The sequence below is a fragment of the Bradyrhizobium sp. UFLA05-109 genome (genome assembly GCF_054185165.1).
This window is the reverse complement of the sequence record NZ_JBBIAR010000085.1, coordinates 22,861-38,393: the sequence shown is the minus strand read 5'-3', so window position 1 is coordinate 38,393 and position 15,533 is coordinate 22,861. Positions and strand designations below refer to the sequence as shown.

Below are 15,533 nucleotides of genomic sequence, written 5' to 3'. Positions count from 1 at the left end.
GCCATCAGGCCGAGCCAGATGGTTGCTTCATAGCCGGGTACGCCGGCTTCGCCTGCGGTGGGAACGTTCGGCAGCACTGCGGAGCGCTCCTTGCCGGTGGTCGCGAGCGCACGCACCTGGTTCTCCGTGACGTTGGGAGCCATCGCCGGGACCGCGTCGATCATCATCTGCACCTGTCCGCCGATCACACCGCTGCGCGCCTCGCCACTGTTGCGATAGGGGACATGCACGACGTCGATGCCGGCCATGGCTTTGAACAGCTCGCCCGCCATGTGATAGGGCGTGCCCTGTCCCGATGACGCATAGTTCAGCTTGCCCGGCTGCGACTTGGCAAGCGCGATGAACTCTGGGAGCGACTTCGCCTCTACGCTCGGATGAACCACGATGACCAGATCGGAATAGTTCACCGGCGCGATCGGTGCGAGGTCGCGCATCAGATCGTATTTGCGCTGCGCAGGCGTCAGCAGCGATTCGTTAGCGGTCTGGGTGTTGGACATCATCAGAAGCGTGTAGCCGTCGGCCGGCGACTTCGCGGCCTCCAGTGTGCCGATGACGCCGCCGGCGCCGGTGCGGTTCTCGATCACGAAGGGCTGGCCAAAACTTTCCTGCAGCACGTTTCCGATAAGCCGCGCTGCAACATCCGCGGGTCCTCCGGCGCCGAAGGGGACGATGATCCGGACCGCATGCGTGGGATAGTCCTGCGCGAAGCCGCGGGGCGCAGAGAATAGGGTCAGCAGGCCGGTAGCCAATGCCAGCACGAATCTTGGGCCTGTCATGCCCGCCTCCCTGATGTCGTTCTTGTTGGCGTGCACTGTAGCGACCGGCCAAGCCCGCTGTCGACGCCTCACAAAGTCGAGCGATACGGGAATATCGCGCGGTTTCCCGCGTGGCCGGGCCGGGAACAGGCCGCGTCGGCCCCAGCAATTTGCATGGGCATTCCCGGATAAATGCGCTCGGCTGGCCGGTGCTTTGGTGTTACGAAGTTGCCCATGAACCAGCACGCCAAGATCGCGATCCGTCACTCCACCTGTCCCCATGACTGCCCGTCGGCCTGCGCGCTCGACGTCGAAGTCATCGAAGGCCGGAGCATCGGTCGCGTCCGCGGCTCGAAACAGCAGACCTATACGGCGGGCGTCGTCTGCGCCAAGGTTGCGCGCTATGCCGAGCGCATCCATCACCCCGAGCGGGTGATGTATCCGATGCGCCGTACGGGGCCGAAGGGATCGGGCCAGTTTGCGCGGATCTCCTGGGACGAGGCGCTGGACGAGATCGGGCATCGCTTCAATGCGGTCGAGCGCGAGTTCGGCGCCGAGGCGGTCTGGCCGTATTACTACGCCGGCACGATGGGACTGGTGATGCGCGACGGCCTCAACCGCCTCACGCATGTGAAGAAATATTCCCGCTTCTATTCGACGATCTGCGCCAACGTCGCGCGCGTCGGCTTCGCGGTGGGCGCCGGCAAGATCGCGGGCGTCGATCCGCGCGAGATGGGTGTCTCCGACCTCGTCGTGATCTGGGGCACCAACCCGGTCAACACGCAGGTCAACGTGATGACGCATGCCTCCCGCGCCCGCAAGGAGCGCGGTGCGAAGATCGCCGCGGTCGACATCTACAACAACGACACCATGAAGCAGGCTGACATCAAGATCATCCTGCGTCCCGGCACCGATGGCGCGTTCGCCTGCGGCGTCATGCATGTCCTGTTCCGCGATGGCTATGCCGACCGCGCCTATATGGACAAGTACACCGATTGTCCCGGTGAGCTCGAAGCGCATCTGAAGACGCGCACGCCGCAATGGGCATCCGCGATCTGCGGCGTTCCGGTCGCCGAGATCGAGGCCTTTGCGAAGGCGGTTGGCGAGACCAAGCGGACCTTCTTCCGCCTTGGCTATGGCTTCAGCCGCAGCCGCAACGGCGCGGCCCAGATGCATGCCGCGGCCTGCATTCCCGCGGTGACCGGCGCCTGGCAATATGAAGGGGGCGGTGCCTTCTTCAACAATTACGCGCTGTGGCACTTCGACGAATCCATCATCGAAGGCCATGACGCGATCGATCGCGATACGCGCGCGCTCGACCAGTCCCAGATCGGCCGCATCCTGACCGGTGATGCCGAGGCATTGCAGGGCAAGGGTCCGGTTAAGGCAATGCTGATCCAGAACACCAACCCGGTGACGGTCGCGCCTGAGCAGGTGCTGGTGCGCCAGGGCTTTGCGCGCGAGGATCTGTTCGTGGCGGTGCATGAGCAGTTCATGACCGAGACGGCGCAGATGGCCGATATCGTGCTGCCGGCGACCATGTTCATGGAGCACGACGACCTCTATTACGGCGGCGGCCATCAGCATATCTCGGTGGGCCCTAAGCTGATCGACCCGCCCGGTGAGTGCCGCTCCAACCACGAGGTGCTGCAGGCATTGGCGCCGCGGCTCGGCGCCAACCATCGGGGTTTCGAGATGTCGTCGCGCGAACTGATCGACGCGACGTTGAAGCTGAGCGGCCACGGCGATGTCGAGGCGCTCGAGGCGGATATCTGGCGCGATCTCCAGCCGGATTTCCGTACCTCGCACTTTCTTGACGGTTTTGGGCACGCCGACAAGAAGTTCCACTTCAAGGCCGACTGGGCGCATCCGCCATTCGGCCTGATGATGGGCGATTTCGACAAGATGCCATCGCTGCCGGATCATTGGGCCGTGATCGAAGAGGCCGACCGGGACCATCCGTTCCGGCTTGCGACGAGCCCCGCGCGCAGCTTCCTCAACACGACCTTCAACGAGACGCCGTCCTCGCAGGCTCGCGAAGGCAAGCCGAGCGTGATGGTCCATCCCCTGGATGCGGCATCGCTCGACATCGTCGAGGGCGATGCCGTAACGCTCGGCAACACCCGCGGCCAGACGACGCTGATAGCCACGCTGTTCGACGGCGTGCAGCGCGGCGTGCTGATCGCGGAATCCGTCCATCCGAACAAAAATCACATCGGCGGCCGCGGCATCAACGTGCTGACCGGTGCGGACACGATCGCGCCGATCGGTGGCGCGCCGTTCCATGACAACAAGGTCTGGTTGAAGAAGGCCGTCACCGCCTGAGGCGCGCGCTCCTGCCTCCATCGCGGCGCAAAGTTGTGTCGAGGCGCCAAAGCGGCGCGATGTCGTAGATTGCGCTTGCGCCCGTCGTCCGACCTGCCGCAAATGGCTTGCAAGCGGAAGCCAACAAGCGAGCGTGCCATGACCGACAACACAAGCGTCATCACCGAGAAGCGCGGGCAGGCGTTCTGGATCACCATCAACCGGCCGGAGAAGCGCAATGCGCTCAATGGCGACGTGATCGCCGGCATCGCCAAGGGCTATCGCGATGCGCATGACGACAAGGATGTCCGCGTCATCGTGCTGACGGGCGCGGGCGACAAGGCTTTTTGTGCCGGCGCCGACTTGCAGAATTCCGGCGCCGCCTTCGCGATGGATTTTTCCAGGCCCAACGTCGACTACGCCGATCTGTTGCGCCTGTCGCAGGATGCGACGAAACCTGCGATCGCGCGCGTCGGTGGCGTCTGCATGGCCGGCGGCATGGGCCTGTTGTGCATGACCGACATGGCGATCGCCGCCGATCACGTCATTTTCGGCCTGCCCGAGGTGAAGGTCGGCGTGTTTCCGATGCAGGTGCTGAGCCTGTTGCAGAACATCGCGCCGCCGCGGCTCGTCAACGAATGGGCGCTGACGGGCGAACCGTTCGATGCCAGGGCAGCGCAAGCGGCGGGGCTGCTCAACCACGTGGTGCCTGCGGCCGAGCTCGACGCCAAGGTCGACTGGTTGATCGGCCGTATCGTCGACAAGTCGCCGACCGCGATCCGCCGCGGCAAGTACGCCATGCGCGCCATCGCCTCGATGTCGTTCGACGAGAGCATCGCCTACACCGAGAGCCAGATCGCACTGCTCGCGATGACCGAGGACGCCAAGGAAGGTCTCAAAGCGTTCAGCGAAAAGCGCAAGCCGTCCTGGACCGGACGGTGATGGAAGAAATGACGTGATCGCGCTGTGAGTTCCGTCATCCCCGCGCAATGGCGAAGCCATTGTCGCTGGAGGTACGAGCGGCGCAGTGCGTCCGCACTGCGCCGGGAGCCTCGAAGGATGAACGGCCCGGATGCATCCGCGCATGGCGACGTCCTTGCGGCGAAAAGCAAGCTCTCGTAGATATCGCAAAAATGGACAACGTCTCGGTATGACATCCGCAGATATGCAAGCGTACAAGGATCTGAACCGGGAACTAGTTGACCCCTTCCCGAAGGCTAAAGTTCGAGGGCCGGAGGCCCATGCGAGGGGCGGACCACACTCCCAACAGCATCATGCTCACGTCGGCCCCGTTGATCATATTCCAATTGTGGACGTACTACCGTGAGTCAGCTAGCGGCTAGGGTTTGGCGAGCATGCTCTGCGCTCGGCTTGCGGGCCGAGCTAGGGTTTCGGCTCGTGCTGCCGAGCGGTCAAGCCGTCGTTACGGTTGCGCGAATTGCAGATGTTGGAGCCCCTAACGGAATGCTCTTGTTTCGCGCTGACGACGAAATTCGCGGCCATGTTCAGGAATTGCTGGATGCTGGCTACGGTTGCTCGGTACTCGACGAGCCCCGGCCGGACGAAGAGTTTGACCTGACATCATTTCAAGAAATGTTTCGCGATTGGGGGTGGAGCGGCCGGTTGGGAGCCAAGCCTGCTTGGATGCGATAGTCTGAGGTCGCGAAGCGACAACAGGAGTTACGGTGACAGTGCTGGACTGCACCCCTGAAGTGAGACACGATAATTATCGTGACGGTGGGGTTGTCACGATGCGTTACCGCGCGTTGTTTGCGAACGCGGTTTCGAACTCAATAGGCGAGTGGATGCGACGTCCTCGCGGCGAGAGCGGGGCAGTCGCCCTTCGAGGGCCGCTGAAGAAGCGGCCACCTCAGGGTGACGGTGCCAAGTACTACGGATTTTCCGATGGTGACGTTTTACCCCTGATTTGCCCGACGTGTCAATCGATTTCGTAAAATCAGCAGGGTGAGCCGGAGCCCTCGGCTACTTTGCATGGGGTTGTTTTCGAGTTTTTGTTTGGCCGTCCCTGAACACTCGGCAAGTCTGGTAGTCCGGATGGAGCGAAGCGCAATCCGGGGTATCTCGCCAGCCGGTGGGACCTTCCCGGATTACGCTTCGCTCCATCCGGGCTAGGGTGTTTGCCCGCCGGGCAGTCTCAGCCTGCGTTCGCCTTCAACCCGGCCGCCTGGATGCCGGCGACGGCGCAAGCTTCGTCATTGTCCGAGGTGTCGCCGGAGACGCCGACGGCACCGAGCAGGGTGGTGCCGTCCTGGATCAGCACGCCGCCGGGCACCGGCACCAGCGCCCCCTTGGCGATGGTGTTCACGGCGTCGATGAAATAGGCCTGCTCCTGGGCGCGCTGGTACAGGGCGCGCGAGCCCATCCCCATCGCGAGCGCGCCATAGGCCTTGCCGTGGGCGATCTCCGCGCGCATCAGGCTGGTGCCGTCCTGGGCAGCCGCGAGCTTGAGGACGCCGCGCGCATCCAGGATGGTGACGACGAGCGGCTTCAGCTTCAGCTCGGTTGCCTTCGCGAAGGCGGCATCGAGGATCTTGCGGGCGGTGTCGAGGGTGAGTTCAGCCATTTGGAATGTCCTTGTGTGATGAGGTCGTTGGATGGGCCTTGGCGCGATCGAGGCTCATGGCGAGCACGCGCGCGACATGCAGGGCGTCGCGCGCACTGCCGTCGTGGATCTGATGCCGGCATGAGGTGCCGTCGGCGACCACCAGCGTCGCCTGGTCCGCACCGCGCACGGCCGGCAGCAGCGACAACTCGGCCATCTCGATCGAGGCATCGTAGGTGTCCGCGCCGTAGCCGAAGGCGCCAGCCATGCCGCAGCAGCTCGACTCGATGGTCTCGACCTTCAGGCCGGGAACGAGGCGCAGGACCTGCTCGACCGGCTTGAAGGCGCCAAAGGATTTTTGGTGGCAATGGCCGTGTACGAGTGCCTTCTCGGCGATCGCGCCGAGCGGCAGTTGCAGGCGACCGGCTTCCGCCTCGCGCACCAGAAACTCCTCGAAGGTGAGGGCGTGGGCGCCGACCGCCTTGGCGTCATCGTCCTTGCGCAGCGACAACAGCTCGTCGCGCAGCGTCAAGAGGCAGCTCGGCTCGAGGCCGACGATCGACACGCCCCGCGCGGCAAACGGGGCGAAGCTCGCAACCAGACGGTCGAGCTCGGCCTTCGCTTCCTCGACGAGACCCGCGGACAGGAACGTCCGGCCGCAGCAGAGCGGCCGGGCGCCGCTGACGGGCTTTGGCAGATGCACGCGATAGCCGCCTGCGACGAGCACTCGCAGCGCTGCGTCCAGATTTTCGCGTTCGTAGATCCGGTTGAACGTGTCGGTGAACAGCACGACCTCGCGGCCATCCACAGGTCCGATCGCCTCCGCGGGCGGCGCAAACACATCGCTGCGGAAGGCGGGCAAGGCGCGGCGCGCGCTGATGCCGGCAAAGCGCTCGAGCAACTTTCGCAGCAAAGCGCTGCGGTTGCGCAGGTTCGCAAGCGGCGCGAAGCGCGAGGCGATACCCGCATAGCGCGGCAAATAGCCGACCAACCTATCGCGCAGCGTCAAACCGTGAGAAGCGACGCGCGCTGCCAGCACCTCGATCTTCATCTTGGCCATGTCGACGCCGGTCGGGCATTCATGGCGGCAGGCCTTGCAGGAGACGCAGAGTTTCAGCGTCTCCATCATCTCGTCGGAGGAAAGCGCATCAGGGCCGAGCTGGCCGGAAATCGCCTGCCGCAGCGTGTTGGCGCGGCCGCGGGTGACGTCCTTCTCGTTGCGCGTTGCACGATAGGATGGGCACATCACACCGCCCTCGAGTTTCCGGCAGGCGCCATTGTTGTTGCACATCTCGACCGCGCCCTGAAAACCGCCGCCCGCGCCGGGGTAAGCGGACCAGTCGAGCTTTGTTTTCAATTCAGTGACGCGATAGTCCGGCCGGTAGCGGAACAGCGAGCGGTCGTCCATCTTCGGTGCATCGACGATCTTGCCGGGATTGAGGACGTTGTCGGGATCGAACCGCTGTTTCACCTCCTTGAAATCCGCGACGAGACGCTCGCCGAACATGCTCGCGTGAAATTCCGAGCGCACGATGCCGTCGCCATGCTCACCGGAATGCGAGCCCTTGTACTCGCGCACCATGGCGAAGGCTTCTTCCGCGATGGCGCGCATCGCCTTGACGTCCTTCTCCAGCTTCAGGTTCAGGACGGGGCGCACGTGCAGGCAGCCTTCGGAGGCGTGCGCGTACATCGTGCCGCTGGTGCCGTGCCTGGCAAAAACCTCGTTCAGCCGCGCGGTGTAGTCGGCGAGGTGCGGCAGCGGCACGGCACAGTCCTCGACGAAGGAGACCGGCTTGCCCTCCTGCTTCATCGACATCATGACGTTGAGGCCGGCGGCGCGGAAATCGGCGATGCCGCTCTGCAAAGCAGGCTCGGTGATATCAATCACGCCGCCCCATTTGCGTTTGTCGTTCGTCCAGCCGAATCCGAGATCGCCCATCAGCTCGGCGAGCTGCTTCAGGCGCTGCAGATTGGTCGCCTGGTCCTCTTCGGCGAACTCCACCACCAGTACCGCATCGGGATCGCCCTTGATGGCGGCCCCGATGATGGGGCGAAACATCGCGATGTCGCGACCGAGCGCGATCATGGTGCGGTCGACGAGCTCGACCGCGATCGGCTTGAGCTTGACCAGATGCTGGGCGGCGTCCATCGCCTCGTAGAAGCTGCCGAAATGGCAGACGCCGAGCGCCTTGTTGCGGATCACCGGCCACAGTTTCAGCTCGACCTTGGTGGTGAAGGCGAGGGTGCCTTCGGAGCCGACGAGCAGATGCGCCATGTTGTTCGGCGCGTTGCGCGGCGTGAGCGCATCGAGGTTGTAGCCGCCGACGCGGCGCTGCACCTTGGGAAACCTGTCCGCGATCTCGTCGGCCTCACGCGCGCCGAGATCGAGCATGTCGCGGAACAGCGCCAGCGCATCGTCGCCGGCCCTCACGCCGCTGAGGTCGCGCCGGACCTCGCCGAAGTCAGCTATCGTGCCATCTGCAAGCGCGGCTTCCATCGACAGCGTGTTGTCCCGCATGGTGCCGTAGCGTAGCGAGCGGCCACCGCAGGAATTGTTACCGGCCATGCCGCCAATAGTGGCACGTGACGCCGTCGAGACGTCGACCGGGAACCACAGGCCGTGCTTTTTGAGCTGGCGGTTGAGATCGTCGAGCACGATACCGGGCTCGACCACGCAAGTGCGGTTCTCGACGTCGAGCGAGAGGATCCGGTTCAGGTGTTTCGACACGTCGACAACGAGGCCGTCATTGATGGTCTGGCCGCATTGCGAGGTGCCGCCGCCGCGTGGGGTGACCTTCAGGCCCTCGTTGCGGGCAATGGCCAGCGCCCGCAGCGCCTCGTCCATGCTGCGTGGCACAACGACGCCCAAGGGCATGATCTGGTAGAAGGACGCATCCGTCGCGTAGCGGCCGCGGCTGAAGGCATCGAACAGGACATCGCCCGTGATTTCGCGGGCCAGGCGCGCGGCCAAGCCACCGTTTTGGGCCGATTTTCTGGTTTTTTCGGCCGCCTCAGCCGTCATGGGTCCGCTCTCGCTGTCTTCACCGGGACGTCTTGCCTAGGGTCCGCCGGCTTGGCAAGGCGAGCCCTGCTTCTTGCGCATTGACGGGCCTCCGCAGGCGGGGGACAAGCCGGGCGAATAGTGATATGCGAGCGGCTCGCCGAGGACCTCCAAGGCAGACTCTAAAGACCGGGAAGGACGCCCATGACCGTGCACACTGGAAGGCATTTTCTTCAAATTCCAGGACCGACCAACGTGCCCGACCGGGTGTTGCGGGCGATGGATATGCCGACGCTGGACCACCGGGGCCCGGAGTTCGCCGAGATCGGTTTTGCCGTCCTGGCCGCGATGCAGCGGGTTTTTCGCACCAAGCAGCCCGTGATCATCTATCCCTCGTCGGGAACCGGCGCCTGGGAAGCGGCGATGGTCAATGTGCTCTCGCCCGGCGACAAGGTTTTGATGTGCGAGACCGGCCAGTTCGCCGTGCTGTGGCGCGGCATCGCCGACAAATTCAAGCTCGACGTCGACTTCATCCCGGGCGACTGGCGCCATGGCGCCGATCTGGCCGAGATCGAACAGCGCCTGTCCGCCGACAAACAGCACAAGATCAAGGCAGTCTGCGTCGTGCATAACGAGACCTCGACCGGCTGCGTGACGCCGCCCTCGGAGGTGCGCAAGATCCTCGACCGCGTGAAGCATCCGGCATTGCTGATGGTCGATACCATCTCGGGCCTCGGCTCGATGGAGTATGAACACGACGCCTGGGGCGTCGACGTCTCGGTCGCAGGCTCCCAGAAGGGCCTGATGCTGCCACCGGGCCTTGGCTTCAACGCTGTCTCCGAAAAGGCGCTGGCCGTAGCGAAAAGCAATCCCGGCATGCGCTCCTATTGGGACTGGCAGGAGGTCATCGCCTTCAACAAGGCCGGCACCTTCCCGTATACGCCCGCGACCAACCTGCTCTTCGGCCTGCGCGAGGCGGTCAAGATGCTGGAAGAGGAGGGGCTCGAGAACGTCTGGATCCGCCACAAGCGCCACAGCGCCGCGACGCGCGCGGCGATCAAGGTCTGGGGTCTGGAGACGCAGTGCGCCGATCCCAACGCGCATTCGCCGGCGCTCACGGGCGTGCGCATGCCCGAGGGCCATGACGCCGACAATTTCCGCAAAGTGGTGCTCGAGAACTTCGACATGTCGCTCGGCACCGGGTTGAACAAGGTCAAGGGCAAGGTATTCCGGATCGGCCATATCGGCCATTTCAACGACCTGATGCTGATGGGCACGCTGTCCGGCGTCGAGATGGGCTTGGATCTTGCACAGGTCCCGCATCGGAGCGGCGGCGTGCTGGCGGCCATGGACGTCCTCAAGGGACGCGACGTGGTGCCGATGACCAAGGCTCAAGTCGCCTGAACCAACTTGACTGAAGTGAAGAAAGAGAGCGCGCGATGAACGCACCCGTGACCGAAGACCTGCTCTATTCCGTCACGGACGGCATTGCGCGCATCACCTTCAATCGCCCGCAGGCGCGCAACGCGCTGACCTTCGCCATGTATGAGCGCATGGCGGAGATCTGCCAGGCCATCAATGCAGATCGTTCGATCAAGGCGCTGATCCTGACCGGCGCCGGCGACAAGGCGTTCGCCTCGGGCACCGACATCTCGCAGTTCCGCGCCTTCAAGACCGCGCAGGACGCGCTCGACTACGAGGCGCGGATCGATCGCGTGCTCGGCACGCTCGAGCAATGCCGCGTCCCAGTCATCGCGGCGATCGCGGGGGCCTGCACCGGTGGCGGTGCCGGCATTGCGGCCTGCTGCGATATCCGCATCGGCACGGAATCCACGCGCATCGGCTTTCCGATTGCGCGCACGCTCGGCAACTGCCTGTCGATGTCGAACATCAGCCGCGTCGTCTCGCTGGTGGGACCGGCCCGCACCAAGGACCTGATCTTCAAGGCGCGCCTCGTCGAGGCACCGGAGGCCCTGGCGCTCGGCCTGCTCAACGAGGTCGTGCCTGACGTCGAGACGCTTCAGCGCCGCGCCGACGAGACTGCCAGGCTCGTCGCAAGCCACGCGCCGCTCACGCTGGAGGCGACCAAGGAGGCGGTGCGCCGCATCCGCCGCACGCTGTCGCGCGAGGAGGGCGAGGACCTGATCCTCAAGGCCTATATGAGCGAAGATTTTCGTGAAGGCATGGATGCCTTCCTCAACAAGCGCACGCCGAACTGGAAGGGCAAGTAGGGCGCCCCCTCGCGCCTTCCTCAGCCGAAAGTCATATGCGGCTGAATGCCCGCCTGCTTGAACTCGTCAGCATTCCTCCGCACAATGCGCCGATAATTCCCGGCATTACAAAGCCAAAAAGAAACAGGGGACGAAACTCGTGCGATTTCCAGTGAAGGCCGTCGGAGCTGCGGCGGCCCTGTTGTTGAGTGCGCCGGCCTTCGCCGGCTGGGAGCCGACCAAGCCGGTCGAGATCGTGGTCGCAGCCGGCGCGGGCGGCGCCTCCGACCAGATGGCGCGGATGATGCAGGCCGCGATCCAGAAGAACAATCTGATGAAGCAGCCGATGGTGGTGTCGCTCAAGGGTGGCGCCTCCGGTGCCGAAGCCCTGATGTACATGAAGTCCAGCGAGGGCGATCCGAACAAGGTGCTGATTGCCTATTCGCTGATCTACATGCTGCCGCTGTCTGCCAAGATCCCGTTCAACTGGCGCGAGCTGACGCCGGTCTCGGTGATCGCGCTCGACCAGTTCGTGCTGTGGGACAATGCTGCGGGACCGAAATCGGTGAAGGAGTTCATCGAGGCGGCGAAGGCCGCAAGCTCCCCGTTCAAGATGGGTGGTACCGGTTCCAAGCGCGAGGATCACGTGCTGACCGTCTTCCTCGAGCAGAAGACCAGCGCGAAATTCTCCTATCTGCCCTACAAATCGGGCGGCGAGGCCGCGACCCAGCTCGTCGGCAACCACACCGAATCCAACGTCAACAACCCAAGCGAAAATCTCGAAGTCTGGCGCGCAGGCCAGGTGCGGGCGCTCTGCGTATTCGACAAGGAACGCATCTCCTACACCACCAAGGTCACGGAGACGCAGTCATGGCACGACATCCCGACCTGCAAGGAGGAGGGGCTGGACATTCAGTACCTGATGCTGCGCGCGATGTTCTTGCCTGGCAAGGTCACGGCGGAGCAGCAGGCTTTCTACGCCGACCTCTTCCAGAAGGTGACGCAGACTCCCGAGTACAAGGACTACATGGAGAAGCAGGCGCTCAAGCCGATCTTCCTCACCGGCAAGGACATGGTACAGTTCCTCGAGGAGGACGACGCGCTGAACAAATCGCTGATGATGGAAGCGGGCTTTGTCGCGAAGTGACCACCTTCGATGCATGCCCCGCCACCGGGACCCGGCTTCGGCGAGCCCGATGACGACGCAACTTGATCAGGCAGAGTGATGTCTCAAACCGATATCGAGATTGTGGTCGACGATCCCACCGCGCCTGAAGACGACTCGCCGAGCGTCGTCAGTTCGCGAACGATCGAGATCGTCGTCTCGCTGCTTCTGCTCGCACTCGCGATCACACTCGGCTACGACAACTGGCGGACCGGCATTTCCTGGGATTCGACCGGGCCCGAGCCTGGTTACTTCCCGTTCTATCTGTCCGTCATCCTCGCCGGCGGAAGCCTCTATGGCCTCGTCGCGGCGCTAGGTGTGCGGCGCGCGGCGAGCGAGCCTTTCGTCACCCGCGCGCAGGTGCGCCGCGTCTTGGCGGTGTTCGCGCCAACGCTTCTGTTCTGCCTGTTGACGCAATTCCTCGGCCTCTACGTAGCGAGCTTCCTTCTGATCGCGGGCTTCATGCGGTTGATCGGCAAGATCGCGTTGTGGAAGTCGCTGCTCACCGCTCTTGTGTTCTCGGCGATCATGTTCGTCACCTTCGACATCGCCTTCGACGTCATCATGCCGAAGGGACCGCTCGAAGCGGCCTTCGGTTTCTAGGGCGGGCCAACGATGGAAGCGTTCAGTCTCCTCGTCCACGGCTTTGCCGTCCTGCTCACCTGGAAAACGCTGGTCCTGATGATGGTCGGGCTCGTGCTCGGCATCTTCGTCGGCGTGCTGCCGGGCCTTGGCGGCCCCAACGGCGTCGCCATCCTGCTGCCGCTGACCTTCACGATGGATCCGACCTCAGCCATCGTGATGCTGTCTTGCATCTATTGGGGCGCGCTGTTCGGCGGCGCCATTACCTCGATCCTGTTCAATATCCCTGGCGAAGCCTGGTCGGTTGCGACCACCTTCGACGGCTACCCGATGGCGCAGCAGGGGAGGGCGGCCGAGGCACTCACCGCGGCCTTCACCTCATCCTTCATCGGCTCGCTGGTCGCGGTGCTGCTGATCACCTTTCTCGCACCGCTGATCTCGTCCTTCGCGCTCAAATTCGGCCCGCCTGAGTTCTTCGCGGTCTACCTCCTGACCTTCTGCTCCTTCGTCGGTCTCGGCCGCGAGGCCAAGCACAAGACCGTCATCTCGATGTCGCTCGGCCTTTTGCTCGCCGGTATCGGCATGGACACGGTCTCCGGCCAATTGCGGATGACGTTCGGCTCCGCCGAGCTGCTGCGCGGCATCAACTTCCTCGTCGCCGTCATCGGGCTGTTTGGCATCAGCGAGATCCTGCTGACCATGGAAGAACGGCTGGCGCTGCGCGGGCACGCCGCGAGCATCTCACTGCGCGTCGTGCTGTCGGTGTGGAAGGACCTGCCGAAATACTGGGTGACGCTGCTTCGCTCCTCCTTCATCGGCTGCTGGCTCGGCATCACGCCGGGCGGCGCGATCGCGGCTTCCTTCATGGGCTACAACCTTGCCAAGCGCTTCGCCAAGGACCCCCGAAGCTTTGGCAAGGGGCGCATCGAGGGCGTGTTCGCGCCGGAAACGGCCGCGCACGCCTCCGGCACCTCGGCGCTGCTGCCGATGCTCGCGCTCGGCATTCCCGGTTCAGGAACGGCGGCCATCCTGCTTGGCGGGTTGATGGTGTGGGGCCTCAATCCGGGGCCGTTGTTGTTCGTTGAGCACAAGGATTTCGTCTGGGGCCTGATCGCCTCGATGTATCTTGGCAATGTCGTCGGCCTCGTGATGGTGCTGACCACAGTTCCGATCTTTGCTTCGATTTTGCGCGTGCCCTTCGCTGCGGTCGCGCCGATGATCGTGGTATCCTGCGCGATTGGCGCCTACGCCATCCAGAATGCGATGTTCGACATCTGGCTGATGCTGGGCTTTGGCGTCGTCGGCTACGTGTTCAAGAAGATCGGTATTCCCCTGGCGCCCTTCACGCTGGCGCTCGTGCTCGGCAACCGCGCCGAGGACGCCTTCCGCCTGTCGATGATCGGCGCCGGAGGCGACCTCAGGGTGTTCTGGTCGAACGGGCTGGTCGGCTCGATCACGACGCTGGCGATCCTGCTGCTGTTCTGGCCGCTGATCGATTCACTGTTCAACCGCATCCGACGGACGCCTCAGCCGACCCCCGCCTCAGGCTAGGTGCCGGCTGAGGAAAACCTACACCACCTTCGCGTCCTTGAGCCTGGTGATCTCGGCGGCATCGAAGCCGAATTCGGCGAGCACCTCGCTTGTCTGCTCGCCGACTTCCGGCGGGCGCGCCACCATCGTGCTGGGCGTGCGCGACAGCGTGACGGGCTGGCCGACCAGGCGGATATGACGGTTCTCCGCGTTCGGCACGTCCTGCGCGATGCCGAGATGGTTGACCTGTGCATCTTCGAACATCTGGTCGATCGAATAGATCGGCCCGCAGGGAACGCCGGCCTCGTTGAGCTCTCTGACCCAGGTTTCGGTCGACTTGGCCATCGTGCGCTTCTCGATCTCGGCGTTGAGCGTATCGCGATTCTTTGAGCGCGCGGGCGCCGTCGCGTAGTCCGGATTGGCGACGAGTTCAGGCGCGCCGATCGCCTGCGCGCAGCGTTCCCAGATCCGCCCGCCGGTGGTGGCTATATTGATGTAGCCGTCGGAGGTCCTGAATACGCCCGTCGGAATGCTGGTCGGATGATTGTTGCCGGCCTGCTTGGCGACTTCCTTCTCCATCAGCCAGCGTGCGGCCTGGAAATCGAGCATGAAGATCTGCGCCTGCAACAGCGAGGTCTGCACCCACTGGCCCTCGCCGGAGACGTCGCGCTCGAGCAGCGCGGTGAGAATGCCGATGGCGCAGAACAGCCCGGCGGTGAGATCGGCGACGGGAATACCCACCCGCATCGGACCGCCGCCCGGGGCCCCCGTGATCGACATCAACCCGCCCATGCCCTGCGCGATCTGATCGAAGCCCGGCCGCTTGTGGTAGGGGCCGTCCTGGCCGAAGCCAGAGATGCTGCCATAGACCAGGCGGGGGTTGATCGCGCGCAGGCTCTCATAGTCGATGCCGAGCTTCTTCTTCACGTCGGGACGGAAATTTTCGACCACGACGTCGGCCTGGGCGGCGAGGCGCTTGAATACCTCGAGTCCCCTCGGGTCCTTTAGATTGAGCGTCATCGCCCGCTTGTTGCGGTGCAAATTCTGGAAGTCCGCCCCATGCCTCGGTCCACCGGGCTGCTCGCCGCCGGCATCCTCAGTGAGGGCGTCGATCTTGATGACGTTGGCGCCCCAGTCTGCGAGCTGTCGCACGCAAGTGGGCCCGGACCGGACACGGGTCAGGTCGAGCACGGTAAAGCGCGACAGGGCCTGTGAGGCATGTGGGAAGGGCATATGCAAACGCTCCAAGAGGATGATCTCGGACCCACAATAAAGCTGAAGCAGGATCCAGCAAGTCAGCTCAATGCAGACCACGGTTTCTCGAATCCATTGAAAAAGCTCGCCGATATCGCCGGCGGTCCCAGGTTCTGGAAATTCAACGTTTCCAACTCCGGAGCTGATGCTCGCGCTATAGATTCTGTCG

The 15,533-nt window shown here is 63.9% G+C and carries 12 protein-coding genes; 8 read left to right on the top strand and 4 right to left on the bottom strand.

Features of this window, described 5'->3' with window-relative positions:
- The coding region (locus tag Q3C01_RS39340) for a tripartite tricarboxylate transporter substrate-binding protein (protein ID WP_458150698.1) at positions 1 to 776 on the bottom strand (776 nt) is incomplete at its 3' end.
- A gap of 213 nt (positions 777 to 989) precedes the next feature.
- Here Q3C01_RS39340 and Q3C01_RS39335 point away from each other — a divergent pair.
- From Q3C01_RS39335 to Q3C01_RS39325, 3 genes are all read left to right on the top strand, one after another.
- A complete protein-coding gene (locus Q3C01_RS39335) occupies positions 990 to 3,080 on the top strand; it encodes a molybdopterin-dependent oxidoreductase (protein ID WP_458150697.1) in 2,091 nt (696 codons plus the stop codon).
- 138 nt (positions 3,081 to 3,218) lie between these two features.
- A complete protein-coding gene (locus tag Q3C01_RS39330) occupies positions 3,219 to 4,001 on the top strand; it encodes an enoyl-CoA hydratase/isomerase family protein (RefSeq protein ID WP_458150696.1) in 783 nt (260 codons plus the stop codon).
- A gap of 522 nt (positions 4,002 to 4,523) precedes the next feature.
- Positions 4,524 to 4,712 carry a hypothetical protein gene (locus Q3C01_RS39325; RefSeq protein WP_458150694.1) on the top strand — a complete coding sequence of 63 codons (189 nt, stop codon included), beginning with the start codon at positions 4,524 to 4,526 and terminating at the stop codon, positions 4,710 to 4,712.
- A gap of 502 nt (positions 4,713 to 5,214) precedes the next feature.
- Here the strand turns inward: Q3C01_RS39325 and Q3C01_RS39320 are convergent.
- Positions 5,215 to 5,643 carry a GlcG/HbpS family heme-binding protein gene (locus Q3C01_RS39320; protein WP_458150693.1) on the bottom strand — a complete coding sequence of 143 codons (429 nt, stop codon included), beginning with the start codon at positions 5,641 to 5,643 and terminating at the stop codon, positions 5,215 to 5,217.
- Complete coding sequence (locus tag Q3C01_RS39315; RefSeq protein ID WP_458150692.1) at positions 5,636 to 8,644, bottom strand: FAD-binding and (Fe-S)-binding domain-containing protein; 3,009 nt, start codon at positions 8,642 to 8,644, stop codon at positions 5,636 to 5,638. The genes Q3C01_RS39320 and Q3C01_RS39315 overlap by 8 nt, the downstream gene beginning before the upstream one ends.
- A gap of 183 nt (positions 8,645 to 8,827) precedes the next feature.
- On the opposite strand from Q3C01_RS39315, the gene Q3C01_RS39310 reads away from it, so the two are divergent.
- The 5 genes from Q3C01_RS39310 (at position 8,828) to Q3C01_RS39290 (ending at position 14,131) form a co-directional block, all read left to right on the top strand.
- Positions 8,828 to 10,027: a pyridoxal-phosphate-dependent aminotransferase family protein gene (locus tag Q3C01_RS39310; RefSeq protein WP_458150691.1), complete on the top strand. Its 1,200-nt coding sequence runs from the start codon at positions 8,828 to 8,830 to the stop codon at positions 10,025 to 10,027.
- Positions 10,028 to 10,062: 35 nt separating this feature from the next.
- Entirely contained in the window at positions 10,063 to 10,854 is a 792-nt protein-coding gene (locus Q3C01_RS39305) for an enoyl-CoA hydratase/isomerase family protein (protein WP_458150690.1), read from the top strand.
- Positions 10,855 to 10,993: 139 nt separating this feature from the next.
- Positions 10,994 to 11,980, top strand: coding sequence for a tripartite tricarboxylate transporter substrate binding protein (locus Q3C01_RS39300; RefSeq protein WP_458150689.1), 987 nt, complete (start codon positions 10,994 to 10,996; stop codon positions 11,978 to 11,980).
- A gap of 78 nt (positions 11,981 to 12,058) precedes the next feature.
- Positions 12,059 to 12,601: a tripartite tricarboxylate transporter TctB family protein gene (locus Q3C01_RS39295; RefSeq protein WP_458150688.1), complete on the top strand. Its 543-nt coding sequence runs from the start codon at positions 12,059 to 12,061 to the stop codon at positions 12,599 to 12,601.
- 12 nt (positions 12,602 to 12,613) lie between these two features.
- Positions 12,614 to 14,131, top strand: a complete 1,518-nt coding sequence (locus Q3C01_RS39290) for a tripartite tricarboxylate transporter permease (RefSeq protein WP_458150687.1) — start codon at positions 12,614 to 12,616, stop codon at positions 14,129 to 14,131.
- Positions 14,132 to 14,149: 18 nt separating this feature from the next.
- On the opposite strand, the gene Q3C01_RS39285 is transcribed toward Q3C01_RS39290, so the two are convergent.
- Positions 14,150 to 15,343, bottom strand: coding sequence for a CaiB/BaiF CoA transferase family protein (locus Q3C01_RS39285; protein WP_458150685.1), 1,194 nt, complete (start codon positions 15,341 to 15,343; stop codon positions 14,150 to 14,152).
- Between the last annotated feature and the right edge of the window lie 190 nt (positions 15,344 to 15,533).

Excerpts from the sequence above, each read along its gene's own strand:
- Q3C01_RS39310 (WP_458150691.1), top strand. The coding sequence starts at position 8,828 with ATGACCGTGCACACTGGAAGGCATTTTCTTCAAATTCCAGGACCGACC.
- Q3C01_RS39320 (WP_458150693.1), bottom strand. The coding sequence starts at position 5,643 with ATGGCTGAACTCACCCTCGACACCGCCCGCAAGATCCTCGATGCCGCC.
- Q3C01_RS39305 (WP_458150690.1), top strand. The coding sequence starts at position 10,063 with ATGAACGCACCCGTGACCGAAGACCTGCTCTATTCCGTCACGGACGGC.
- Q3C01_RS39335 (WP_458150697.1), top strand. The coding sequence starts at position 990 with ATGAACCAGCACGCCAAGATCGCGATCCGTCACTCCACCTGTCCCCAT.
- Q3C01_RS39330 (WP_458150696.1), top strand. The coding sequence starts at position 3,219 with ATGACCGACAACACAAGCGTCATCACCGAGAAGCGCGGGCAGGCGTTC.
- Q3C01_RS39285 (WP_458150685.1), bottom strand. The coding sequence starts at position 15,343 with ATGCCCTTCCCACATGCCTCACAGGCCCTGTCGCGCTTTACCGTGCTC.
- Q3C01_RS39315 (WP_458150692.1), bottom strand. The coding sequence starts at position 8,644 with ATGACGGCTGAGGCGGCCGAAAAAACCAGAAAATCGGCCCAAAACGGT.
- Q3C01_RS39325 (WP_458150694.1), top strand. The coding sequence starts at position 4,524 with ATGCTCTTGTTTCGCGCTGACGACGAAATTCGCGGCCATGTTCAGGAA.
- Q3C01_RS39290 (WP_458150687.1), top strand. The coding sequence starts at position 12,614 with ATGGAAGCGTTCAGTCTCCTCGTCCACGGCTTTGCCGTCCTGCTCACC.
- Q3C01_RS39295 (WP_458150688.1), top strand. The coding sequence starts at position 12,059 with ATGTCTCAAACCGATATCGAGATTGTGGTCGACGATCCCACCGCGCCT.